At 67.1% G+C, this 23,250-nt stretch carries 18 protein-coding genes and 1 pseudogene; 11 read left to right on the top strand and 8 right to left on the bottom strand.

Going from position 1 to position 23,250, the window contains the following annotated elements; all coding sequences use genetic code 11:
• Window positions 1-145: 145 nt before the first annotated feature.
• The gene (locus AC1Z3W_RS04370) at window positions 146-1,687 is read right to left on the bottom strand and encodes an amino acid permease (RefSeq protein WP_483507118.1); all 1,542 of its coding nucleotides are present in this window, start codon (window positions 1,685-1,687) and stop codon (window positions 146-148) included.
• A 583-nt stretch (window positions 1,688-2,270) separates the two neighbouring features.
• On the opposite strand from AC1Z3W_RS04370, the gene AC1Z3W_RS04365 reads away from it, so the two are divergent.
• From AC1Z3W_RS04365 to AC1Z3W_RS04350, 4 genes are all read left to right on the top strand, one after another.
• Window positions 2,271-3,803, top strand: a complete 1,533-nt coding sequence (locus tag AC1Z3W_RS04365) for a GGDEF domain-containing protein (RefSeq protein ID WP_057925773.1) — start codon at window positions 2,271-2,273, stop codon at window positions 3,801-3,803.
• Window positions 3,804-3,954: 151 nt separating this feature from the next.
• A complete protein-coding gene (locus AC1Z3W_RS04360; RefSeq protein WP_057925774.1) occupies window positions 3,955-5,022 on the top strand; it encodes an FUSC family protein in 1,068 nt (355 codons plus the stop codon).
• 331 nt (window positions 5,023-5,353) lie between these two features.
• Window positions 5,354-6,691: an argininosuccinate synthase gene (gene argG, locus AC1Z3W_RS04355; RefSeq protein ID WP_057925775.1), complete on the top strand. Its 1,338-nt coding sequence runs from the start codon at window positions 5,354-5,356 to the stop codon at window positions 6,689-6,691.
• A 212-nt stretch (window positions 6,692-6,903) separates the two neighbouring features.
• Window positions 6,904-7,401 (top strand): shikimate kinase, encoded by a 498-nt coding sequence (locus AC1Z3W_RS04350; RefSeq protein WP_483507117.1) that lies wholly within the window; start codon window positions 6,904-6,906, stop codon window positions 7,399-7,401.
• A 27-nt stretch (window positions 7,402-7,428) separates the two neighbouring features.
• Here AC1Z3W_RS04350 and AC1Z3W_RS04345 read toward each other — a convergent pair whose 3' ends face one another.
• A complete protein-coding gene (locus AC1Z3W_RS04345) occupies window positions 7,429-8,739 on the bottom strand; it encodes an MFS transporter (protein ID WP_483507116.1) in 1,311 nt (436 codons plus the stop codon).
• Between the two features lie 195 nt (window positions 8,740-8,934).
• Window positions 8,935-10,017 carry a tartrate dehydrogenase gene (locus AC1Z3W_RS04340; RefSeq protein WP_057925778.1) on the bottom strand — a complete coding sequence of 361 codons (1,083 nt, stop codon included), beginning with the start codon at window positions 10,015-10,017 and terminating at the stop codon, window positions 8,935-8,937.
• Window positions 10,018-10,125: 108 nt separating this feature from the next.
• Here AC1Z3W_RS04340 and AC1Z3W_RS04335 point away from each other — a divergent pair, with 108 nt between their 5' ends.
• From AC1Z3W_RS04335 to AC1Z3W_RS04325, 3 genes are all read left to right on the top strand, one after another.
• Window positions 10,126-11,034 carry a LysR substrate-binding domain-containing protein gene (locus tag AC1Z3W_RS04335; RefSeq protein ID WP_057925968.1) on the top strand — a complete coding sequence of 303 codons (909 nt, stop codon included), beginning with the start codon at window positions 10,126-10,128 and terminating at the stop codon, window positions 11,032-11,034.
• A 316-nt stretch (window positions 11,035-11,350) separates the two neighbouring features.
• A complete protein-coding gene (locus AC1Z3W_RS04330; protein ID WP_057925779.1) occupies window positions 11,351-11,977 on the top strand; it encodes a LysE family translocator in 627 nt (208 codons plus the stop codon).
• A 14-nt stretch (window positions 11,978-11,991) separates the two neighbouring features.
• On the top strand, window positions 11,992-12,153 hold the full coding sequence (locus AC1Z3W_RS04325; protein ID WP_409364290.1) for a hypothetical protein: 162 nt from the start codon (window positions 11,992-11,994) through the stop codon (window positions 12,151-12,153).
• 38 nt (window positions 12,154-12,191) lie between these two features.
• Here AC1Z3W_RS04325 and AC1Z3W_RS04320 read toward each other — a convergent pair.
• A pseudogene (locus AC1Z3W_RS04320) lies at window positions 12,192-12,419 on the bottom strand (sigma 54-dependent transcriptional regulator); the annotation flags it as partial.
• A gap of 258 nt (window positions 12,420-12,677) precedes the next feature.
• Here AC1Z3W_RS04320 and AC1Z3W_RS04315 point away from each other — a divergent pair.
• From AC1Z3W_RS04315 to AC1Z3W_RS04305, 3 genes are all read left to right on the top strand, one after another.
• Window positions 12,678-13,901, top strand: a complete 1,224-nt coding sequence (locus AC1Z3W_RS04315; RefSeq protein WP_057925969.1) for an RtcB family protein — start codon at window positions 12,678-12,680, stop codon at window positions 13,899-13,901.
• A gap of 150 nt (window positions 13,902-14,051) precedes the next feature.
• Entirely contained in the window at window positions 14,052-15,320 is a 1,269-nt protein-coding gene (locus tag AC1Z3W_RS04310) for an IS256 family transposase (protein ID WP_483507115.1), read from the top strand.
• A gap of 189 nt (window positions 15,321-15,509) precedes the next feature.
• Window positions 15,510-16,664, top strand: coding sequence for a DUF1176 domain-containing protein (locus AC1Z3W_RS04305; RefSeq protein WP_124832525.1), 1,155 nt, complete (start codon window positions 15,510-15,512; stop codon window positions 16,662-16,664).
• A gap of 276 nt (window positions 16,665-16,940) precedes the next feature.
• Here AC1Z3W_RS04305 and AC1Z3W_RS04300 read toward each other — a convergent pair whose 3' ends face one another.
• A complete protein-coding gene (locus AC1Z3W_RS04300) occupies window positions 16,941-17,186 on the bottom strand; it encodes a hypothetical protein (RefSeq protein WP_483507114.1) in 246 nt (81 codons plus the stop codon).
• A 301-nt stretch (window positions 17,187-17,487) separates the two neighbouring features.
• Between AC1Z3W_RS04300 and AC1Z3W_RS04295 the strand changes: the two genes are divergently transcribed.
• The gene (locus AC1Z3W_RS04295) at window positions 17,488-17,766 is read left to right on the top strand and encodes a DUF4148 domain-containing protein (protein WP_124832527.1); all 279 of its coding nucleotides are present in this window, start codon (window positions 17,488-17,490) and stop codon (window positions 17,764-17,766) included.
• 97 nt (window positions 17,767-17,863) lie between these two features.
• Here AC1Z3W_RS04295 and AC1Z3W_RS04290 read toward each other — a convergent pair whose 3' ends face one another.
• Genes AC1Z3W_RS04290 through AC1Z3W_RS04280 form a run of 3 tightly spaced genes read right to left on the bottom strand, consistent with a single transcriptional unit; the run spans window position 17,864 to window position 23,183 of the window.
• Entirely contained in the window at window positions 17,864-19,291 is a 1,428-nt protein-coding gene (locus AC1Z3W_RS04290) for a heavy metal sensor histidine kinase (protein ID WP_175826625.1), read from the bottom strand.
• On the bottom strand, window positions 19,288-19,971 hold the full coding sequence (gene irlR, locus AC1Z3W_RS04285) for a heavy metal response regulator transcription factor IrlR (protein ID WP_057925785.1): 684 nt from the start codon (window positions 19,969-19,971) through the stop codon (window positions 19,288-19,290). The genes AC1Z3W_RS04290 and irlR overlap by 4 nt, the downstream gene beginning before the upstream one ends.
• A complete protein-coding gene (locus tag AC1Z3W_RS04280; protein WP_483507113.1) occupies window positions 19,971-23,183 on the bottom strand; it encodes an efflux RND transporter permease subunit in 3,213 nt (1,070 codons plus the stop codon). Before AC1Z3W_RS04280 ends, irlR begins: the two co-directional genes overlap by 1 nt.
• Window positions 23,184-23,250: the final 67 nt, after the last annotated feature.

Below are 23,250 nucleotides of genomic sequence, written 5' to 3'. Positions count from 1 at the left end.
CGTCGCGCCGGCCGGGCCGTGGCCCGGTAGGGTCGGGAAATATAACCGGCTTTGACCCCGTGCAGGGCAAAGCCGACAAAAAAAACGGGAAGCCCGCGGGCTTCCCGTTTTCGCTGCGCATCACGCGGCGGCCGGCCGCACGGCATCAGCCGGCGGTTTCGCGGTTCGCCACGCGCTGCATCTGCGTCTGCGCGCCGCGGTTCGCGGCGACCCACGGCTTGATTTCCATGTCCTCGTAGCGCACGAAGCGGCTCTTGTTCAGGAACCGGTAGCCGAGCCACACGACGAGGAACAGCGGAATGCCGACGTAGGTCGCGGCCACGCCCGCCCAGTCGATCCGGTTCGCGAGGAACGCCTGATAGTCCTGCCCCAGCGCGATCACGAGGCACAGCACGAACGCGAAGATCGGGCCGAACGGGAACCACTTCGACTGGTACGGCAACTGGTCGATCGCGTAGCCCTGCGTCACGTAGCCCTTGCGGAACCGGTAGTGGCTGATCGCGATGCCGAGCCACGCGATGAAGCCGGTCATGCCCGACGTGTTCAGCAGCCACAGGTACACCGTCTTGTCGCCATACAGCGACGTGAAGAAGCACAGCGCGCCGACAGCCGTCGTCGCGTACAGCGCGTTGCGCGGCACGCCGCCCGGCGAGAGCTTCGCGAACAGCTTCGGCGCGCGGCCTTCCGTCGCGAGGTTGTAGAGCATCCGTGTCGACGCGTACATGCCCGAATTGCCGGCCGACAGCACGGCCGTCAGGATCACCGCGTTCATCACGCCGGCCGCGAACGCGAGGCCCGCGTGGCGGAACACGAGCGTAAACGGGCTCATGCCGATGTCGGTCACATCGCTCTTCAACAGGCTCGGGTCGGTATAGGGAATCAGCACGCCGATCACGAAGATCGCCAGCACGTAGAACAGCAGAATGCGCCAGAACACCTGACGCACCGCGCGCGGGATCGTCGTGCGCGGGTTCTCCGACTCGCCGGCCGCGACGCCGATCAGCTCGGTGCCCTGGAACGAGAAGCCCGCGATCATCGCGACGCCCATCAGCGCCGGCAGGCCGCCCGCGAACGGCGCGTCGCCGATCGTCAGGTTGCCCCAGCCGTTGCCCGGCGCGCCCTTCAGAATGCCGAAGATCATCAGCAGGCCAACGCCGATGAATGCGAGCACGGTAACGACCTTGATCAGCGCGAACCAGTATTCGGCCTCGCCAAAGCCGCGCACGGTCAGCGCGTTGAGCAGGAACATCACGCCGAGGAACGCGGCGCTCCACCACACGCCCGGCACGTTCGGGAACCAGTAGTGCATCACGAGCTGCGCGGCGACGAGCTCGACCGCGATCGTCACGGCCCAGTTGTACCAGTAGTTCCAGCCGAGCGCGAAGCCGAAGCCTTCGTCGACGTATTTCGCGCCGTAGGTCGCGAACGAGCCCGATACCGGCATGAACGCGGCCATTTCGCCGAGGCTCGTCATCAGGAAGTAGACCATCAGGCCGATCAGCATGTACGCGACCATCGCGCCGCCGGGGCCGGCCTGGGAAATCGACGCGCCGGACGCGACGAACAGGCCCGTGCCGATCGAGCCGCCGATGGCGATCATCGTCAGGTGGCGCGCCTTGAGCGCGCGATGAAGCTTGGGTGGGTTCGCGGACGAACCGGGTGGGTCGGAATTCGGAATTGCGGACATAAACGAGACGAACGTTGAGCGGGCCGGCATCCGGAGCCGGCGCATGCGGAATCGGGGCGCGGTGCGCCACCTGCGATGCATTCGATGCGGCCCCGATACGCGTTGCGCGCCGGGCGCCAGCGGCGAAGCGCGGATTCTACCTGATTCGCCATGGGGGCAGCGCCGGTCCGAACGCCCGCGCCAACGCGGACGGACCCCGCAGAATCAACGAGTTGGATGCGGCATGGGGCAGCGACATGCCGGCACAGCCGGGCACCGCGTCAAAAAGACATGAACGCAGCACGGTTATTCCGCGATACCCGGTCAGCCGATACGCAATCGTTCCGGCAATGCCGCATTAAAACCACAGATCGATCGCCATATACGGTAATGATCAGACAAAAGCAGCCCCATAATTGATTCAAATCAAATCGAACATATATGGTAACGAGGCGTAATCGTTCCGAATCGCCACGTGTGCATGCATGTTTTGCATCTCGCGGCCAAATTCGGGAATTCGCGAGATAATGCCGATTAATTCGAAATAATCAGCGCGTCGGAACCGCCGACGACGCGAATATCCGCCGCCCCGCCACCCCCGAGGATGAAGCCACACCCGCTGCTCGCTGCGTTGCGCCGCCATACGGCATCGGCCGTGGCACGCATTCTGTCGCCCCGCGGCGTGCTCGTCGCGGGTATCGTGCTGCTTCTGTTCAGTTGGGGGCTCTCCACGTCGCTTTTGATCGAGGCACGCCACGACGCGCATGACCACGCGGTCGAAAATGCGCGCAACCTGATGCTGCTGATCGAGCGCGATATTTCCCGCAATATCGAACTGTATGATCTGTCGCTGCAAAACGTCGTCGACGGTCTCGCCGATCCTGAACTGATGGCATTGCCGCCGCGCCAGCGTCACCGGCTGCTGTTCGACCGCGCCGCGACCGGCGCGTATCTCGGCGCCATTTTCGTGATGGATCCGCACGGCAATATCGTGATCGATTCGGCCGAATCGCCACCGCGGCAAGGCAATTTCGCCGATCGCGAGTATTTCACCGTGCATCGCAACCGGCTCGTGCAGGGTCTCTATATCAGCCGGCCCTATGCGTCCCGGCTGCGCGGCGGTGCCCTGACGATCGCGCTCAGCCGCCGGATCACGCTGGCCGACGGCCGCTTCGGCGGAATCGTCGTGGGGACGCTCAGCATCGACTACTTCCGCGCGCTGCTCGACGGCCTCGCGGTCGGCAAGCACGGCAGCGCGGCGGTCGTCGAGGACAACGGCACGCTCGTGTCCCGCCTGCCGTACGATGCGCGCGTGGTCGGCCTCGACCTTCACGACGCCCCGCTCTTCATCGAGGCGCAGCGCCGCAGCGAAGGCGTGCTGACGGGCGTCGGCGCGATCGACGGCGTGCGCCGCATCTATGTTTACAAGCATCTCGCGAATCTGCCGCTCGTCGTCGACGTCGCACCCGCCGAGATCGACATCTACGCGTCGTGGCGCAATCGCACGATCTGGACCGTCGTGCTGATGGGCCTGTTTACCGCATTCGTCGCCGGAGGGTCGCTCGCGCTGTCGCGCGAACTCAAGCGCCGGCAAGTCGCCGAGTCGAAGCTGTACCAGCTCGCGTACACCGATTCGCTGACCGGCCTCGACAACCGCGGTACGTTCGACGCGGTGCTCGCGAAGGAAGCGCAGCGCGCGTCGCGCAGCGGCCGCCCGCTGTCGGTGCTGTTCGTCGACGTCGATCATTTCAAGGCGTTCAACGACTACTACGGCCACCTCGCCGGCGACGACGTGCTGCGCCGCGTCGCGCAAGCCGCGTCGCGCTGCCTGCGCCGCGACAGCGACCACGTCGCGCGCTACGGCGGCGAGGAATTCGTCGTCACGCTGCCCGATACCGATGCGCGCGGTGCGGCGACTGTCGCCGAAGCGATCCGCCGCGCGATCGCCGGGCTCGCCATCGCGCACGACCGCAGCCCGTACGGGCACGTGACGGCGAGCATCGGCACCGCGACCGCCGCCGGCGGGCGCGTGAACGCCGCGACGCTGCTGCGGCTGGCCGACGAGGCGCTGTACCGCGCGAAGTCGGGCGGCCGCAATCGCGTGTCGAACGCCGAGGCGAGCCCGGCCGACGCGTGACGCGGCGGCAGGCGGCCGCGCCGCCTCGCCTCGCCTCGCCTCGGCGTGGACAGCCCGCGCGCGTTCGGCTAGCGTTACGTCAGCTGCGCGTGCGGCGCGGCGCCGGCCCGCGCAGGCCGCCCGCGCGAATTCCGGCCATCCCCGCTTCGTCATGACCGCCCAGCTCCCTGCCCGACTGCCACCGCTCCTGCGCCACGCGCTCCGTCCACTGCTGGACCCGTACCGCCGCTACCGGCACGCGAAGCTGATCCATGCGGCGCGCGTCGCGCTCGCGATCCTCGTGTCGATCGGCTTGTCCACCGGCCTGCGCGTGCCGCACGGCGAATGGTCGACGATCACCGTGCTGATCGTCGTCGGCGGGCTGCAGCACCACGGCAACATCCGCAAGAAGGCGGCCGAGCGCGCGCTCGGCACGTCGATCGGCGCGCTCGCGGGGCTCGGGCTGATCCTGCTGTATTCCGTCCTGCACGCGCCGCTCGCGATCTATCTGCTGATGGCAGTCGCGTGCGGGTTCTGCGCGTATCACGCGATCGGCAAGGCCGGCTACATCGCGCTGCTGTCGGCGATCACGATGGTGATCGTCGCCGGACACGGCGACAACGAGATCGTCGATGGCCTGTGGCGCGCGGTGAACGTGCTGACCGGGATTGCGATCGCGCTGGCGTTCTCGTTCGCGCTGCCGCTCTATGCGACCTACTCGTGGCGCTACAAGCTCGCCGACGCGCTGCGCGCGTGCGCGGCCGTGCACGCGCGGCTCGCGGGCGACCGCCACGTGAGCGACGACGCGCACCTGAAGGAAATGGCCGCGCTAAGCGCGCTGCTGGTGCAGCTGCGTTCGCTGATGCCGTCGGTGTCGAAGGAATGCGAGATCTCGGTCACCCATCTCGAGGCGATCCAGCGCAGCCTGCGCCTGTGCATCGGCTACCTGGAGATCCTGTCGAGCACGGTGCCCGCCCGTGACGACCTCGCCGCCCGCGAATACATGCGAACCGGGATGAAGGCCGTGAACCGTCGCATCCGCGACACGCTCGTCGGTGCGAGCCGCGCGCTCAAGTTCGGCACGCCGAGCCGGCTCGCGCCGCGCCGCCGGCCGGCCGAGCCGCCGCACGACGCGCCGCCGCAGTGGTCGGGCTACGTGTCGATCACAGCCAAGCTGGCCGGCGAAGTGGATCAGTTGCGCGAGAAACTGCTCGATACCGCGCAGGCGTGGAATATCTGAAAGTCTGCGATTCCGGAAGAGGCCGGGAAATATTTCATATTCCTTTCGAATAGGCCAGCCGGCATTCTGACGAGGTCGGCCGCGCCTCGCGGCCGATCCGGCCCTGGAAACAGGGGTGGCTTGCCGGCGCGTTCCCGCCGGTTTCGACCGCCTTTCGGGGCCGGTTCGCGGCGGATTCTCCGGCCGGTTAACCGCCCGCCAGGCCCGCCGCGACAGGCCCGACGACGCATTGGCACGAAAATCAGGTCTTGCCCCAACTTCCCGGACAGCCGATACTCGCATATTCCGCGAAATACGATCTCACCGGCTTCAATCCACGGTAATTCTTCCTATGAGCACGATTCTCGAAAGCCTCCCGACCGGCCAGAAGGTCGGTATCGCCTTCTCCGGCGGCCTGGACACCAGCGCCGCGCTGCACTGGATGAAACTGAAGGGCGCCGTCCCGTACGCATACACGGCGAACCTCGGCCAGCCCGACGAAGACGATTACGACGCGATCCCGAAACGCGCGATCGAATACGGCGCAGCCGGCGCCCGCCTGATCGACTGCCGCGCGCAGCTCGTCGCCGAAGGCATCGCCGCGCTGCAAAGCGGCGCGTTCCACATCACGACGGCCGGCGTCACGTACTTCAACACGACGCCGATCGGCCGCGCCGTGACGGGCACGATGCTCGTCGCCGCGATGAAGGAAGACGGCGTCAACATCTGGGGCGACGGCAGCACGTACAAGGGCAACGACATCGAGCGTTTCTACCGCTACGGCCTGCTCGTGAACCCGGATCTGAAGATCTACAAGCCGTGGCTCGACCAGACGTTCATCGACGAACTCGGCGGCCGTGCCGAAATGTCGGAATTCATGAACCAGGCCGGTTTCGCGTACAAGATGTCGGCCGAGAAGGCGTATTCGACCGACTCGAACCTGCTCGGCGCGACGCACGAAGCAAAGGATCTCGAAAGCCTCGAAAGCGGCATCAAGATCGTGAACCCGATCATGGGCGTCGCGTTCTGGCGCGACGACGTGAAGATCGCCGCCGAGGAAGTGACGGTGCGCTTCGAAGCCGGCCAGCCGGTCGCGCTGAACGGCGTCGAGTTCAAGGACCCGGTCGAATTGCTGCTCGAAGCGAACCGCATCGGCGGCCGCCACGGCCTCGGCATGAGCGACCAGATCGAGAACCGCATCATCGAGGCGAAGAGCCGCGGCATCTATGAAGCCCCGGGCCTCGCGCTGCTGTACATCGCGTACGAGCGTCTCGTCACCGGCATCCACAACGAAGACACGATCGAGCAATACCGCGAGAACGGCCGCCGTCTCGGCCGCCTGCTGTACCAGGGCCGCTGGTTCGACCCGCAGGCGATCATGCTGCGCGAAACGGCGCAGCGCTGGGTCGCACGCGCGATCACCGGCGAAGTGAAGATCGAACTGCGCCGCGGCAACGACTACTCGATCCTGAGCACGAAGTCGCCGAACCTCACGTACCAGCCGGAACGCCTGTCGATGGAGAAGGTGGCTTCGACGTTCTCGCCGCGCGACCGGATCGGCCAGCTGACGATGCGCAACCTCGACATCACCGATACGCGCGACAAGCTGCGCGTGTATTCGCAAGTCGGCCTGCTGACGCCGGGTGAAGCGTCGGCGCTGCCGCAGATCAAGGGCGACGGCGAGCAGTAAGCCGTTTCGTTCGAGCCGGGGCGCGTAGCCGATACGCGCCCCGGCCGGGCAGGCCGTGTATGCGACGTTGCGTGCACGGCCTGCCGTTCCCCCTCCGCTTCCCCCTTCCTGCTTTCCCCCGCTATCGCATCACGCCGCGTCGCGCGCAAACGGCGCTGCAACGCTGCGGCAATCATGGCAAGCTGCGAGTCGCTCGACGTCCGACCCGGCTCATGACTTCCGTCACCGTCATTCACGTGAACGGCCCGATCAACAGCGGCAAGACGACGATCGGTCACGCACTCGCCCGCGTGCTGCCCGATGCCCGCTTCATCGACGGCGACGATCACGACGCGCCCGAAGACGCCCCGTTCGACGTGCAATGGACGATCGCGCTGGAGCGCCTCGTCAGGCAGATCGCGAACGCGCGCGAGCGTTATCTGGTGATCGCCTATCCGATCGGCGCAGCGGAATTCGACCGGCTGCGCGCGGCCTGCGATGCGCGCGACGCGCGGCTGTTCGTCGCAACGCTCGCGCCGCCCGAAGCGGTCGCGGCGTCGGATCGCGGCACGCGCGCGCTGACGGACTGGGAGCGGCAACGTGTCGCCGAGATGTACCGGGAAGGGTATGCGGCGCGCGCGTTCAGCGATTGCTTCGTCGATACGTCGAAGGCGTCGGCCGATGCGTGCGCGGCGGAAATCGTACGCCGCGCGGCGCTTCCCTCACGTTGACACCGCGGCCTTGGCCGCGCGCCGCCTTCAATGATGCTGCCGCACCCCCGACACGACCTGCTCGCGCGCCCCCTTGCGGCTCAGCATCAGCGTGACGATCGCCGATACCGCGAGCGTGCCCGCCACCACGTACAGCCCGGCCGCATACCCGCCCGTCGCATGCTTGAGCCAGCCGATCGCGAACGGCCCGACGAAACCGCCGAGGTTGCCGATCGAATTGATCATCGCGATCCCCGCGGCCGCGCCGGCGCCCGACAGGAATGCGCTCGGCATCGCCCATAGCGGCGCCTTCGCGGCACTGATCCCGATGTTGACGACGACCAGCGCGAGCACGGTCAGGAGCGCGGTGCTCGCCTGCCCCGCGAACACGAAGCCGATGCAGGCCAGCACGCACGGAATCACGACGTGCCACGTGCGCTCGCCGATGCGATCCGAATGCCGCGCCCAGACGATCATCGCGACGACCGCGGCGATGCTCGGGATGCCGGTCAGCAGGCCCGTCTGCAGCGCGCTGAAGCCGAACTGCCTGACCATCAGCGGCGCCCACAGGCCGAGCGTATAGAGCCCTGCCGACGTGCCGAAGTAGATCAGCGCGAGCGCCAGCACGCGCGGGTCGCGCAGCGCCTGCCACGCGCCCGCCGTATGCCCCGCATGCGTGTGCCGCGCGTCGGCCTCGGACTTCAGCTTCGCGATCAGCCAGTCGCGCTCGTCCGCCTTCAGCCACGCGGCCTTCGACGGCGCATCGGTCAGGCACTTCAGCACGACGAAGCCGAGCAGGACCGCGGGCAGCGCCTCGACGATATACAGCATCTGCCAGTCGGCAAGCCCGAACATCGGCGGCATCTGCATGATCGCGCCCGACAGCGGCGAGCCGATCGCCGTCGAGATCGGCGCGGCGGCCATGAACCACGCGGCGGCCACCGCGCGCTGCTTCGCGGGAAACCACAGGCTCAGGTACAGGATGATGCCGGGGAAGAATCCGGCTTCCGCCATGCCGAGCAGGAAGCGCAGCACGTAGAAGCTCGTCGGCCCGGCCGCGAACGCGGACGCCGCCGACACGATGCCCCACGTGATCATCACGCGCGCGATCCAGATGCGGGCGCCGACACGATGGAGAATCAGGTTGCTCGGCACTTCGAACAGAAAGTAGCCGATGAAGAACAGGCCGCCGCCGAACCCGAACGCGGTCGGCGACAGGCCGATCGCCTTGTTCATCGTCATCGCCGCGAAGCCGACGTTGACGCGATCGAGAAAGCTGACGAAGTAAAGCAGCATCACAAACGGAATGATGCGCCACATCAGTTTCCGCGCGACGCGGGTTTCCAGATCCACTTGCATGTGTCTCCTCCTTCGAGGTCGAGCCGTGCGCTGTCCGCGCGTGCCCGGTGGGTGTCGGCCGGCATCACGACGAAACGTGCGTGCCGGCGCCCGGCTCGCGTCGAACGCGCGAGTCGCGGGCGGGAAATGCCGAGGTGCGGTATATCGACGGTGAACGACTGCGCACGCGCGCGGCCGTCACCGCCCTCGTTGCCGTCAGGCCGCGACCGCCGCGTTCGCGACGCGTTCGCAGACGGCGGCCGTCACCTGCGCGGTCGTCGCGCTGCCGCCGAGGTCGCGCGTATGCAGCGACGGGTCGGCCGTGACGGCCTCGATCGCCTGCATCACGCGTGCGGCGGCGTCCGTCTCGCCGAGATGCTCGAGCAGCATCACGACCGACCAGAACGTGCCGACCGGATTCGCGAGGCCCTTGCCCATGATGTCGAACGCGGAGCCGTGGATCGGCTCGAACATCGACGGATAGCGGCGCTCGGGATCGATGTTGCCGGTCGGCGCGATGCCGAGGCTGCCGGCGAGCGCGGCGGCGAGATCGCTGAGGATGTCCGCATGCAGGTTGGTCGCGACGATCGTGTCGAGCGACGCCGGGCGGTTCACCATGCGCGCGGTCGCGGCATCGACGAGTTCCTTGTCCCAGGTGACGTCGGGGAATTCCTGCGCGACCTGCTTCGCGATCTCGTCCCACATCACCATCGCGTGACGCTGCGCGTTGCTCTTCGTGATGACGGTCAGCAGCTTGCGCGGACGCGACTGCGCGAGCCGGAACGCGAAGCGCATGATACGTTCGACGCCGGCACGCGTGAGGATCGACACGTCGGTCGCGGCCTCGATCGGATGACCCTGGTGCACGCGGCCGCCGACGCCCGCGTATTCGCCCTCCGAGTTCTCGCGCACGATCACCCAGTTCAGGTCGTCCGGCCCGCAGCGCTTCAGCGGCGCGTCGATGCCGGGCAGGATGCGCGTCGGGCGCACGTTAGCGTACTGGTCGAAGCCCTGGCAGATCTTCAGGCGCAGGCCCCACAGCGTCACGTGGTCGGGCACGTCGGGGTCGCCCGCCGAGCCGAACAGGATCGCGTCCTTGCCGCGCAGCGCGTCGAGGCCGTCGGCCGGCATCATCGCACCGTGCCGGCGGTAGTAATCGGCGCCCCAGTCGAAATCCTCGAACTCGAACGCGAAGCGGTCGCTGCCGCGGGCCAGCGCTTCCAGCACCTGCTTGGCCGCAGGCACCACTTCCTTGCCGATCCCGTCGCCGGGAATCGTTGCGATACGGTAGGTCTTCATGCGCACATCCTCGATTGATCGTAAGCGTGCAGGCACTTTACCGAACCAGAAGTGCGGGAACCGGTGCTAGACTCAAAGCATCTTTAACTTCAGTTCATGAATCTCGTCATGGCGGATCCCGTCCAGCCGGCCGATCTCGGCTTCTTCTCGACGCTGGCCGCATCCGGCAGCCTGAGCGCGGCCGCGCGCGAACTCGGGCTGACCGCGGCGGCCGTCAGCAAGCGGCTCACGCAGATGGAGCGCCGCGCGGGCGTGACGCTCGTCAACCGCACGACGCGGCGCATGATGCTGACACCCGAGGGCGACGTGTATCTCGACTACGCGCGCCGGATCCTCGATCAGATGGACGAGCTGGGCGAACTGCTCGGCAGCGCGAAGCAGCGGCCGAAGGGACTGCTGCGCGTGAACGCGACGCTCGGCTTCGGGCGCAGCCACGTCGGCCCGGCGATCTCGCGCTTTGTCGCGCGCTATCCGGAGGTGTCGGTGCAGTTGCAGCTGTCGGTGATGCCGCCGCCGCTCACCGACGACGCGTTCGACGTGTGCGTCCGCTTCGGCGAGCCGCCCGACACGCGCGTGGTCGCGCGGCGGCTCGCAGCGAACCGCCGGCTGCTGTGCGCGGCGCCCGCCTATCTCGCGCGGCACGGGACGCCCGGCACGCCGCACGAGCTGACGCGGCACAACTGCATCGGCATTCGCCAGGGCGACGAAGGCTACGGGATCTGGCGGCTGACGAGCGGACGCGGCGCGACGCGCAACACGGAAGCCGTGCGGATCAACGGCAATCTCACGACGAACGACGGCGAGATCGCGGTGAAGTGGGCGCTCGACGGGCACGGGATCCTGATGCGTGCCGAGTGGGATATCCGCGACTACCTGGCCGACGGGCGCCTCGTCGTCGTGCTGCCCGACTACGAGACGCCGAGCGCGGATATCTACGCGGTGTATGCGCAGCGGCATCAGATGTCCGCGCGCATACGTGCGTTCGTGGATTTTCTGGCGGGGGAACTGGGCGGGTGACGCGGTGTGGGCGGATGAGCCCCAATGCGTACTGCAGGGCGAAGTGACACGGCGCGTCCCGTGCAAACCGCGTCCGGCACTGAATCGGCCGATCGGCACAATGCCAATATTTCGGCGATTTTTCGCAAAGAACGCCAGAATATTTGCATTTTCTCCCGTACCACGGGCCGGACGGCGTGCCCGTGCGGCCTTTCGTGCTTATACCAGAACGGCCCCGGCGCGGCTGCGCGGATCCCGGCCGGCGTCGGCGGCCGCGCGCCGAACCGAATACAATGCGTCGATCCCCCGCCGCCGCGCCAATCTTGCCGGAGCCGCCATGTTCGACCTGACCACGCTGACCACCTTCACCGCCGTCGTTCTAGGCCTGTTCCTGATCCCCGGCCCCGCCGTGCTCCTCGTGCTGAGCCGCACCGTGCAGGGCGGTCGCAAGACCGGCATCCTGACCGGGCTCGGCGTCGCGAGCGGCGATTTCGTGCATACGCTGTTCGCAGCAGTCGGGCTGTCGGCGCTGCTGATGACGTCGGCGCTCGCGTTCAACGTCGTGAAGCTGGTCGGCGCCGCCTATCTGATCTACCTTGGCGTGCGCGCGCTGCTCGACAGGCCGTCCGATCCGTCGCTGCCGAAGGTGTCGGCCGTCACGCCGCTGAAGGCGTACCTGCAGGCGATTCCCGCCGAAGTGCTGAACCCGAAGACCGCGCTGTTCTTCCTCGCGTTCATGCCGCAGTTCGTGCATCCGGAACGCGGCTCGACATTCGTGCAGTTCGCGGTGCTCGGGCTGATCTTCGTCGTGCTCAGCTCGCTCTACACGACGCTGATCGCATGCTCGATCCGCCCGCTCGGCCGCCTCGTGAAGCGGCTTGCATGGCTCACGCGCTGGCAGGGGAAGATCATCGGCTCGATCTTCATCGCGCTCGGGCTGCGCGTCGCGGTGCAACAGCGCTGACGCGCGCGTTTCGCATGACGTCCGGCGCCGCGCCAGCCGGAAAAATCCTCCATGCCGACCCGCACGCGCGCGTGGCGGCGGCCGGTTTCCCGTCGGTCGACTGGTACGTCGACCGGCGAGTCGCGCCGTTCGACGACGCATTCAGTGCCGAGATCATCGCGATCCGCCGCGCGTGAGCGGTTGAATGCCGTGCCGCGCGACTACCTCGCGCCGCAGCGCCTGCCGCCCCCTCCCAATCGAGCCCGAAGCGCGCCAGATACTTGCGTAGCCGGTCCGCATCGTTCGGCTGCTTCTTGTTCTGCCGCGATACCTCGAACAGCGTGCGGCCGGCCTCCGACACACTCGCCGACACGCGGCACACGTCGAGCACGCGCTCGAGCTGCGCGCGGTCGAACAGGTCGAGGTCCGCCGCCCGCGTACCGAACACCGCGTCGACGCATCCGCCCGACGTACCCTCGCCGCCCGGCGGTCCTTGAAGAAAAGGACAAGAATATGTGGAAGCGTCATGTGGTGAAAAAGAACGAACACGCGCGGCTGATTCGGGCGCGTCGCGGAACGGATCGACCGCATCTCGGTGTTCGGCGGCCTCGACCCGGTGCTGAACGGACTCGTCAGCATCAAGGGCGCCTGATGCATGCATGACATGACCCGGCGCGGCGCACGCGTGCCGCGCCGGACGAATGAACGAATGGTGAAGCAAATGAGCAACGATGATTTTCAGGTAATGGAACTGGCGAACGGCAAGCCGGTGAAGATGTGGACCCAGGGCGTCGCGGTCGAGGACGACGCGCGCACGCAGTTGCGCAACACCGCGCAGATGCCGTTCATCTTCAGGCACGTCGCGGTGATGCCGGACGTCCACCTCGGCAAGGGCTCGACGATCGGCAGCGTGATCCCGACGAAGGGCGCGATCATCCCGGCCGCGGTCGGCGTCGACATCGGCTGCGGGATGATGGCCGCGCGCACGACGCTCACGGCAGCGGACCTGCCGGACTCGCTCGGCGGGCTGCGCGGCGCGATCGAACGCGCGGTGCCGCACGGCCGCGTGCCGGGCCGCCGCGATCCGGGCGCATGGGGCGATCGCGCGCCGGCCGCCGTGACCGAGTCGTGGAAGTCGCTGCTGCCGGGTTTTCAGCGAATCGTCGACAAGTATCCGAAGCTGGAAAAGACGAACCACTACGCGCATCTGGGCACGCTCGGCACGGGCAACCACTTCATCGAGGTGTGCATCGACGAAGCGGGCCACGTGTGGTTCATGCTGCACAGCGGCTCGCGCGGCGTCGGCAATGCGATCGGCAGCCTGTTCATCGAACTCGCGCAGGCCGACATGCGGCAGCACATCGCGAACCTGCCGGATCGCAACCTGGCGTACTTCACCGAGGGCAGCCGGCACTTCGACGATTACGTCGAAGCGGTCGGCTGGGCGCAGGACTACGCGCGCCGCAACCGGCAGGCCATGATGGACGCGGTGATCGGCGCGGCGCGCGGCGTGATCGCGAAGCCGTTTTCGGTCGACGAGCACGCGGTGAACTGCCACCACAACTACGTGCAGCGCGAACGCCACTTCGGCGAGGACGTGCTCGTGACTCGCAAGGGCGCGGTGTCCGCGCAGAAGGGGCAGCTCGGGATCATTCCGGGCTCGATGGGCGCGAAGAGCTTCATCGTGCGCGGGCTCGGCAATCCGGAGAGCTTCTGCTCGTGCAGCCACGGCGCCGGCCGCTCGATGAGCCGGACCGAGGCGAAGCGCCGCTTCACGGTCGACGACCAGGTGAGCGCGACGCGCGGCATCGAATGCCGGAAGGACGCGGGCGTCGTCGATGAAATCCCGATGGCCTACAAGGACATCGATGCGGTGATGGCGGCACAGCGCAGCCTCGTCGAAGTGGTTCACACGCTGCGTCAGGTGGTGTGCGTGAAAGGATAGCGGGCGTCACGCAGTCGAATCATCGATACCCGCCGACACGCCAACGGCGCGATGCCCTCATGCATCGCGTCGTTTCCGTATCGGCCTGCATTGAGCCTGTCAGATTTTTAGTGTGCCGAGGTCATGAGACGATAACGGAAATAACGTCCTATGACCGATGCAACCGTGACCAAGAAGAGCAAGAACCCGAAGGCGCCGAAGCTGTTTCCCGATGAGCTGATCGATCAGTTGCTTGCCCAGGTGCAGGGCAAGGATGCCGAGTCGATCCTCGGCGAATCGGGTTTGGCCGGCCAGCTCAAGAAGCAGCTGGCCGAGCGCATGCTCGCGGCCGAGTTGAGCCACCATCTGGAAGCCGAGACCGAGCAAGGCAAGGCCGGCAATCACCGCAACGGCACGAGCCCCAAGACGGTCCTGACACCCAACGGCGAACTGAAGCTGGATATTCCGCGCGATCGGCAGGCGACGTTCGAGCCGCAATTGGTCGGCAAGTATCAACGCCGGCTGCCCGGCTTCGACGATCATGTCATCAGCATGTATGCGCGCGGCATGAGCGTTCGCGAGATTCAGGGCCATCTGCTGGAAATGTACGGACTGCAGGTGTCGCCCGATCTGATTTCGACGGTCACCGACGAGGTGCTGGCCGACGTCGAGCAGTGGCAGCAACGCCCGCTCGAGGCCATGTATCCGATCGTGTACTTCGACGCGCTGCGGCTAAAGATTCGCGACGAAGGCACGGTCAAGAACAAGGCGGTCTATCTGGCGCTGGGTATTCGCGCCGACGGCCGCAAGGAAGTGCTGGGTCTGTGGATCGAGCAAACCGAAGGCGCCAAGTTCTGGCTGAAGGTCTTCAACGAGCTGAAGAATCGCGGCTTGCACGACATTCTGATCGCGGTGGTCGACGGCTTGCGCGGTTTCCCCGAGGCGATCGAGGCGGTCTATCCGGCGGCCCAAATTCAGACCTGCATCGTGCATCTGATCCGAAATTCGCTGAATCTGGCGAGTTGGAAGGACCGCAAGCCGCTGGCTGCCGCAATCAAGCCGATCTACCAGGCCGCCACGGCCGAGGCGGCAGCAGCGGCACTGGATGCCTTTGCGCAGAGCGAGTGGGGCCGCAAATTCCCTACCGTCGCGGCCATGTGGCAGCGCCAATGGGAGCAGGTGATTCCCTTCTTCGCCTATCCGCCCGAGGTGCGTCGAATCGTATATACGACCAACGCCATCGAGAGCATGCACATGCAGTTGCGCAAGATCGTGAAGAATCGCGGCCACTTCCCGAGCGACGAAGCCGCCAGCAAACTGCTGTTTCTCGCCTTGCGCAACATCGAAAAGGATTGGAAGATGCCGCCTATCACTTGGCGGCAAGCAGTCAATCAGTTCGCCATTCTGTTCGGCGAGCGATTCACTGCCGCCATCAGCTGAGATTTTTTAACCGACCTCAGCACACGAAATTCCTGACACGTCCCCTGCATTCGACCATCGTCACACGAATCGTCACCGCAGCGGCGGTATACTCGATGCCGTCCGGCCGCGCGATCCGCATCGCGCGCTTACGATGCGCTTGCAGCCGGACATCCGCCCTTCGCCCCGTCATTGCCGATACGAACCGTCATGTTTCGTCATCTCCCGCTTGCTGTCGCCCTCACCCTGCTCACCACGTCGCTCTCCGCCGCCGCTCGCGATCCCGCGCAGCATTCGGTCGCGCGCGACTTCAAGAACTGGTCGGTCGTTTGCGACAACGCGAACCGCTGCGTCGCCGAAGGCGGCAACGACGACATCGACGACACGCGCACCAGCATGATCGTGCGGCTCACGCGCGACGCGGGCCCCGATGCGCGGCCGTCGCTGGAAATCTTCGCATCGGCACCGCTCGACCTGCGCACCGCGCGCGCGGACGGCCAGCCGTTCGACGCGGTGCCGGCCGAGTGGCACGCCGTCGCCGGGGCCGGCGACGAAGACGACGACGTCTATCCATTCCGCATCCGCACCACCGACCCGACGACCGTCGATACGTGGCTGACCCTGTCGCACAACGCGCGGATGGTCAGCTTCGGCGACCCGGCCGCCGCGCAGACACCGCGCGTCTCGTTGTCGGGCCTCAATGCCGCGCTGCTGCTGATCGACGATACGCAGGGCCGCATCGGCACGGTCACCGCGCTGCTGCGCAAGGGCACGCGGCCCGCGTCGTCGGTGCCCGCCGCGCCGGCGTTGCCGCCCGCGCCCGTTCCCGCACCGCGTGTGGCCGACCTCACGCCCGCCGAACAACGTCCGCTCGTCGGCGCGGTGTTCGACAGATTCGAAGGAAACGTGAAGCGTTGCGCGGCCGATGCCGGTGACGAAATGTCGGCACACGATCGCCGCAAGACGGCGTCGGCCATCGCGATCTCGGCCACCGACGCGATCGTGTCGATCCCGTGCCAGACGAGCAGCGCATACAACCATACGGATCTCTGGTATCGCGTGCATCGCACCGCGCCGTACGCGCCGACGCCGCTGAATTTCGGCGAGCACGCGAGCGCGGGGCTCGATCCGGCATCGTTCGCGAACCAGCTGACCGAGGCAAGCTACGATCCCGCGCATGCGATGCTGTCGAGCCTCGACCGCGTGCGCGGCGCCGGCGATTGCGGGTCGAGCGCGTCGTGGGTGTTCGACGGCCGGCGCTTCGTGCTGAACGACGTCGCGATGCACGGCGCCTGCAACGGGCTGTTCCAGGATCAATGGCCGAGGCTGTATCGCACGGCCGGTTCGACCGACAACCCGCGCTGACGCGCGCCGGGCCCGAAAGCCTCGAGCGTCATCCGGCACTTCACCGGCGGCATCGAAGCGCGCGAAGTGCCCAAAACACCGTTCGCGACCGGCCCGCCGCTGCATGACAAAAGTTTCATGTTTCAATCAGCTGCGCGACGGGTCACTTCGATACGATCGACAACGTGACGGGCAATGCCCGTTACCACCCACGCAAGCGATTCGTTGCCGCACGGCACGAACACGCGTTAGGCCCGGACACGTGAAGTGCCGGGCCTTTTTTTGCGCCCACGGCATTCAGCGCGCGACGTTGCGCCGCGGGAACAGGCACGGATGTGCCTTCACGTACAGGTTCGGATTGCCGCAGCGATGCCCAGCGTAGTCGATTTGCTCGCCGGGAATCAATGCGGCGGCAACGGGCTGTGCTTGCGCCGCATCGGTCCATGCGACCGGTCCGCAGCCCGGGGGCATGGACGCGCAGCCTGCAACGAGCGGGACGAACAGCATGACGACGAGCGACGAGCGAACAGACAGGCGATTCACTTGGAGAACGAATGAAAGAGTCGTGATGGGACGGTCCGCTGTCGAGACGCTCGCGGCGAACGATGCACAAGCCAGCAGCCGGCTCGGATATCAGCGGCATGACGGCCGACACATCCGCTGCGGGTTGACTGCATGTTCCGTTCTGGCTCCGTCGCATGCATGACCCGAACATGACGATTGCGTCACGCGCGTCGCCGCGCAATCTGACGCACTTGTCATCTGCCGATCACGGTCACGCCGGGCTGTTTTCGCATACTGGGTCCATGGATCGCCACCCGGCGGCCTCAACAAGGAGAGCACCATGAAAACCGCAAAACTCGCAGCCCTGTTCGTCACCGCCACGCTGTCGTTCGGCATCGCCGCGCAAGCCGCCTTCGCGCAAACGCCGGGCAAGACCCGCACCGAAGTCATCAACGAACTGAAGCAGGCGCAGCACGACGGCGTGGTGCCGACGAGCAAGACGCAGTATCCGCCGACCGGCGACATCGTCGCGCGCAACAAGGCGCTTCACGGGATGTCGGTGCATGCCGGCGAGAAGGCGCCGCAGGCCGACAATCACGACAGCCTCGCGGCCCGCTGATGCCGGTCACGCGCGTGCGCTGCCCCGCGATCGCGGGCAGCATGCCGCGCGCCGCCTTGCCGCAGCGAACGTGCCGCCGTGTCTGATTGCTGCGATCTCACGCATGGGCTGCCGGCACGGCCTTCGGCGCGCCCGGCGGACGCGACGGAAAGCGCAGCCAGAATGTCGTGCGCCGGCCAGGGTCGCTGTCGACGCCGCATTCGCCGCCGTGGTTGTCCATGATCGACCGGACGATCGCGAGGCCGAGCCCCGTCCCCGATGCCGAATTGTGCCGCGACGGATCGACGCGATAGAAGCGCTCGAAAATCCGCTCGACATGCTGTGCATCAATGCCCGGCCCCGTATCCGATACGGCGATCGTCGTCACGCCGCCCTGCTCCGAACAGTCGATCGTCACGACGCTGCCGCGCGGTGCGTAAGCCAGCGCATTGGACAGCAGGTTGCTCAACGCGCGCTGGTACAGCATGAGGTCCGCATCGACCCACGCATAGCCGTCGACCTTCACGGACACGCCCGCATCCTCGGCAAGGGGCTCGTAGTAGCCGGCGACACGCGACGCTTGCTCGGCCGCATCGAGACGCCGCACGTCGATCGACGTGCCGGCCTGCTCCGAGCGCGCGAGAAACAGCATGTCCTCGATCATCCGCGACAAGCGCTGATACTCGTCGATGCTCGACTCGATCACGTACCGGTATTCATCCGCGCTGCGCGGCTGCGACAGCACGACCTGCGCGGCCGCCTGCAGGTTCGTGAGCGGCGTGCGCATGTCGTGTGCGAGATTCGACGAGAACTGGCTCAGCCGCGTAAACGATTCGTTCAGGCGTGCGAGCATCCCGTTGAACGCGTGCTCCAGCTCCTTCAGCTCGCCGGACGTATCGAGTTCCGGCAGCGGATGGGCAAGCCGGCTCGTCGACATCTGCTCGGCCCGCGCCGCGAAACGCCGCAGCGGGCTCAGCCCGAGCGCCGCGATGCCGTATGCGATCACGGCCGCGAGCACGACGCCGAACACCTCGATCACGACGATCGTGTACGCATGCGTGCGCAGCAGCAGCACATCGGCGCTGCGGTCGTACTGCACCGCGACGCGCACGACGGGCGCACCTGCGCCGGCAAGCGGCACGGTCATCACCCGATACTGATGCCGCGCACGTGGCGGCGCGACAAACACCGGAATGCGGCCGGCGTCCGTCGACAGCAGCGGCGCATAGGTGCGAAACCCCGGCGTGCCGACGATGCGCGTGCCGGTCGCATCGTAGATCGCGAGATCCATGTTCGGATGCCCATGCAACTGGTCGATCCAGATATCGGTGTTGCGCGCGACGTCGGCCGTCGAACGCGCTTCGGACAGGTGCGTACCCAGCGCGGCGGAAATGCCGGCCATCTGCTCGGCCGCCGTCGTCCGGATGCGATTGCTCAGCGCCTCGTACAGCGCGACGCCGCTCGATGCGAGGATCACCGACGTCGACAGGACGATCAGCGCGGTCAGGCGTCCGCGCAGCGTGCGCGGCAGCAGGTGCGCGATCACTTCGCCGCGCCGTCGCGCGCTTCGAGTACGTAGCCCATCCCGCGCACGGTGTGGATCAGCTTCGGTTCGTACGCGTCGTCGATCTTCGAGCGCAGCCTCCGGATCGCTGAATCGACGACGTTCGTGTCGCTGTTGAAGTTCATGTCCCACACCTGCGACGCGATCGTCGCGCGCGGCAGGATCTCGCCCTCGCGACGCATCAGCAGCCACAGCAGCGCGAACTCCTTCGCGGTCAACAGGATCGTGTCGCGCTGCCGCGTGGCCTTGCGCCGCGTGAGGTCGAGTTCGAGATCGGCCACGCGCAGCGTGTTCGAATCGCGCGGCTGGCCGCGCCGCAGGATCGACTTGATGCGCGCGGTCAGCTCGACGAAATCGAACGGCTTCGCAAGATAGTCGTCGGCGCCGAGCTCCAGCCCCTTCACGCGATCGCCGACGTCGTCGCGCGCGGTGAGAAACAGCACGGGTGTCGACTTGCTGCGCCGCAGGTTCTGCAACAGCGTCCAGCCGTCCTGCCCCGGCAGCATCACGTCGAGCACGAGCAGGTCGTACTCCTCGGTCTCGGCCTGGTGCTGCCCCGTGATGCCGTCCTCCACCCAGTCGACGACATAGCCGGCCTCGGTCAAGCCCTTGCGCAGATACGCGCCCGTTTTCGGTTCATCCTCGACAATCAGAATTCGCATCACGCATTACCCTTGAAGAAACCCAGCCGGCGCAACACACTCGCGCCGCCCCCGCCGCGCAACACCGCGCGCCACGACACCGAGTGGCTCACGCGGTACAGCACCGGCAGCACCAGCAGCGTCAGCGCCGTGGACGACAGGATACCGCCGATCACGACCGTCGCGAGCGGGCGCTGCACCTCGGCGCCGGTGCCGGTCGCGAACGCCATCGGCAGGAAGCCCAGCGACGCGACGAGCGCGGTCATCAGCACGGGCCGCAGCCGCGTGAGCGCGCCTTCGCGCACCGCCGCGTCGAGCGGCATCCCGTCGTCGCGCAGGTTGCGGATGAACGAGATCATCACGAGCCCGTTGAGCACGGCCACGCCGGACAGCGCGATGAAGCCGACCGCCGCGGTGATCGACAGCGGAATCCCGCGCAGCCACAGCGACACCACGCCGCCGCTCAGCGCGAACGGAATGCCGGTGAAGACCAGCAAGCCGTCCTTCACGTTGTTGAACATCACGAACAACAGCACGAACACCATGAACAGCGCGAGCGGCACGACAAGCTTCAGACGCTCGCTCGCGCTCTGCAGCTGCTCGAACTGGCCGCCCCACGACACCCAGTAGCCGGCCGGCACGCGCACGTCCTGCTGCAGCTGCTCGCGTGCGTCGGCGACGAACGAGCCGACGTCGCGGCCGCGCACGTTCGCGCTGACGACGACGCGCCGCTTGCCGTCCTCGCGGCTGATCTGGTTCGGACCCGGCGCGACGTCGATCGTCGCGAGCTCCGCGAGCGGCACGTACGGCGCCTGCGCGAGCGGCGCGCTGGCGCCGGCGGCCGGCGCGGGCAGCGCGATCGGCAGCCGCTTGATCGCCTCGATGTCCGAGCGCAGCTCGTCCGGCAACCGCACGACGATGTCGAAGCGGCGGTCGCCCTGGAACAGCGTGCCGGCCTTCTGACCGCCGACGGCCGCGGCCACCGTGTCCTGCAGGTCGGCGACCGTCACGCCGTAGCGCGCGAGCTTGTCGCGGTCGAGGTTGACGGCCAGCACCGGCAGGCCGGTGGTCTGCTCGACCTTCACTTCGGATGCGCCCGGCACCTTCTGCAGCGCGGCCGCGATCTGCTCGCCGGTCTGGTTCAGCACGGCCATGTCGTCGCCGAAGATCTTCACCGCGACATCGCTGCGCACGCCCGAGATCAACTCGTTGAAGCGCAGCTGGATCGGCTGCGAGAACTCGTACGCGTTGCCCGGCAGTTCCGCGAGCGCCGCCTCGATCTCGCGCACGAGCTCGTCGCGCGGCTTGTTCGGGTCGGGCCACTGGTCGGACGGCTTCAGCATGATGTAGCCGTCCGACAGGTTCGGCGGCATCGGGTCGGCCGCGATCTCGGCCGTGCCGGTGCGCGCGAACACACGCTCGATTTCCGGGAAGCGCGCCTTCAGCGTCTTCTCGATCGACTTCTGCATCTCGACCGACTGCGACAGGCTCGTGCCCGGAATCCGCAGCGCGGCGACCGCGAGATCGCCCTCGTTCAGGCTCGGGATGAACTCGCTGCCGAGCCGCGTCGCGAGGCCGAGCGTGACCAGCACGATCGCGCCGGCGCCAAGCATCACGCGCGCGGGGCGCGTCATGAACGTGGCGAGCACCGGCTCGTACGCGCGCCGCGCCCAGCCCATCAGCCGGTTTTCCTTCTCCTCGACGCGCTCGCCGATGAACAGCGCGACCGCGGCCGGGATGAACGTGACTGTCAACACCATCGCGGCCGCGAGCGCCATCACGACGGTCACGGCCATCGGATGGAACATCTTCCCTTCGACGCCGGTGAGCGCGAAGATCGGCAGGTACACGACCATGATGATCAGTTGCCCGAAGATCAGCGCGCGGCGCGCCTCCTGCGACGCGCCGAACACTTCCGCAAAGCGCTCGTCGCGCGTCAGCGGCCGGCCGGCGACGGCCTGCGCATGCGCGAGCCGCCGCACGCAGTTCTCGACGATCACGACCGCACCGTCGACGATGATCCCGAAGTCGAGCGCGCCGAGGCTCATCAGGTTCGCGCTGACCTTCGCGTTGACCATGCCGGTGAACGTCATCAGCATCGACAGCGGGATCACGAGCGCGGTGATCAGCGCCGCGCGGATGTTGCCGAGGAACAGGAACAGCACGGCGATCACGAGGATCGCGCCTTCGAGCAGGTTCTTCTTCACCGTCGCGACGGCCTTCTCGACGAGCACGGTGCGGTCGTAGACGGGAATCGCCTTCACGCCGGCCGGCAGCGTGCGGTTCACGTCGGCCATCTTCGCGGCGACGGCCTTCGCGACCGAGCGGCTGTTCTCGCCCATCAGCATGAACACCGTGCCGAGCACGACCTCCTCGCCGTTCGACGTCGCGGCGCCAGTGCGCAGCTCGCGGCCGATGTCGACCTGCCCGACCTCCTTCATCCGCACCGGCACGCCGCCGACGTTGGTCAGCACGATGTTCGCGATGTCGTCGACGGTGCGTGCCTGGCCCGGCACGCGCACCAGGTACTGCTCGCCGCGCTTCTCGATGTAGCCCGCGCCAACGTTGTCATTGTTGCGTTCGAGCGCACGCACGACGTCGGCGAGCGTCAAGCCGTACGACATCAGCTTCGCCGGATTCGGCGCGACGCGGTATTCCTTCACGTAGCCGCCGATCGAGTTCACCTCGGTCACGCCGCGCACGTTTCTCAGTTGCGGCCGCACGACCCAGTCCTGCAGTTCGCGCAGGTCGGCCGCCGTATAGCGCGTGCCGTCGGGCTTGCGCGCGGCCGCGTCGGCCTCGACGGTCCACAGGTAGATCTCGCCGAGGCCTGTCGACGTCGGGCCCATCGCCGGCGCGATGCCGGCCGGCAGCTTGTCCTTCGCTTCCTGGATGCGCTCGTTGACGAGCTGCCGCGCGAAGTAGATGTCGGTGCCGTCCTTGAAGATCACCGTGACCTGCGACAGCCCGTAGCGCGAAATCGAGCGCGTCTGCTCGAGGCCGGGCAACCCGGCCATCACGGTCTCGACCGGATAGGTGATGCGCTGCTCGGCCTCCAGCGGCGAATAGCCGGGCGCGGCCGTGTTGATCTGGACCTGCACGTTCGTGATGTCGGGCACCGCGTCGATCGGTAGCCTCTGGTAGCTGAACACGCCCAGCGCGGCCACGGCCGCGATCGCCAGCATCACGAGCCAGCGGTGCGCAATCGCAAAGCGGATCAGGCGCTCAAACATGGCGGGATTCCTTGAAGCGGGGAACGGTCGACCGCACCGGACGGGCAGCCTGGCCGACGATGCGGCG

The organism is Burkholderia sp. 10_S31 (assembly GCF_056930375.1).
Note: the sequence above shows the minus strand (reverse complement) of the source record. Positions and strands in the feature narration are given on the sequence as shown.

Coding starts and splice junctions, on each gene's coding strand:
- AC1Z3W_RS04370 (WP_483507118.1), bottom strand. CDS start 1,687: ATGTCCGCAATTCCGAATTCCGACCCACCCGGTTCGTCCGCGAACCCA.
- AC1Z3W_RS04365 (WP_057925773.1), top strand. CDS start 2,271: ATGAAGCCACACCCGCTGCTCGCTGCGTTGCGCCGCCATACGGCATCG.
- AC1Z3W_RS04360 (WP_057925774.1), top strand. CDS start 3,955: ATGACCGCCCAGCTCCCTGCCCGACTGCCACCGCTCCTGCGCCACGCG.
- argG (WP_057925775.1), top strand. CDS start 5,354: ATGAGCACGATTCTCGAAAGCCTCCCGACCGGCCAGAAGGTCGGTATC.
- AC1Z3W_RS04350 (WP_483507117.1), top strand. CDS start 6,904: ATGACTTCCGTCACCGTCATTCACGTGAACGGCCCGATCAACAGCGGC.
- AC1Z3W_RS04345 (WP_483507116.1), bottom strand. CDS start 8,739: ATGCAAGTGGATCTGGAAACCCGCGTCGCGCGGAAACTGATGTGGCGC.
- AC1Z3W_RS04340 (WP_057925778.1), bottom strand. CDS start 10,017: ATGAAGACCTACCGTATCGCAACGATTCCCGGCGACGGGATCGGCAAG.
- AC1Z3W_RS04335 (WP_057925968.1), top strand. CDS start 10,126: ATGGCGGATCCCGTCCAGCCGGCCGATCTCGGCTTCTTCTCGACGCTG.
- AC1Z3W_RS04330 (WP_057925779.1), top strand. CDS start 11,351: ATGTTCGACCTGACCACGCTGACCACCTTCACCGCCGTCGTTCTAGGC.
- AC1Z3W_RS04325 (WP_409364290.1), top strand. CDS start 11,992: ATGACGTCCGGCGCCGCGCCAGCCGGAAAAATCCTCCATGCCGACCCG.
- AC1Z3W_RS04315 (WP_057925969.1), top strand. CDS start 12,678: ATGAGCAACGATGATTTTCAGGTAATGGAACTGGCGAACGGCAAGCCG.
- AC1Z3W_RS04310 (WP_483507115.1), top strand. CDS start 14,052: ATGACCGATGCAACCGTGACCAAGAAGAGCAAGAACCCGAAGGCGCCG.
- AC1Z3W_RS04305 (WP_124832525.1), top strand. CDS start 15,510: ATGTTTCGTCATCTCCCGCTTGCTGTCGCCCTCACCCTGCTCACCACG.
- AC1Z3W_RS04295 (WP_124832527.1), top strand. CDS start 17,488: ATGAAAACCGCAAAACTCGCAGCCCTGTTCGTCACCGCCACGCTGTCG.
- irlR (WP_057925785.1), bottom strand. CDS start 19,971: ATGCGAATTCTGATTGTCGAGGATGAACCGAAAACGGGCGCGTATCTG.
- AC1Z3W_RS04280 (WP_483507113.1), bottom strand. CDS start 23,183: ATGTTTGAGCGCCTGATCCGCTTTGCGATTGCGCACCGCTGGCTCGTG.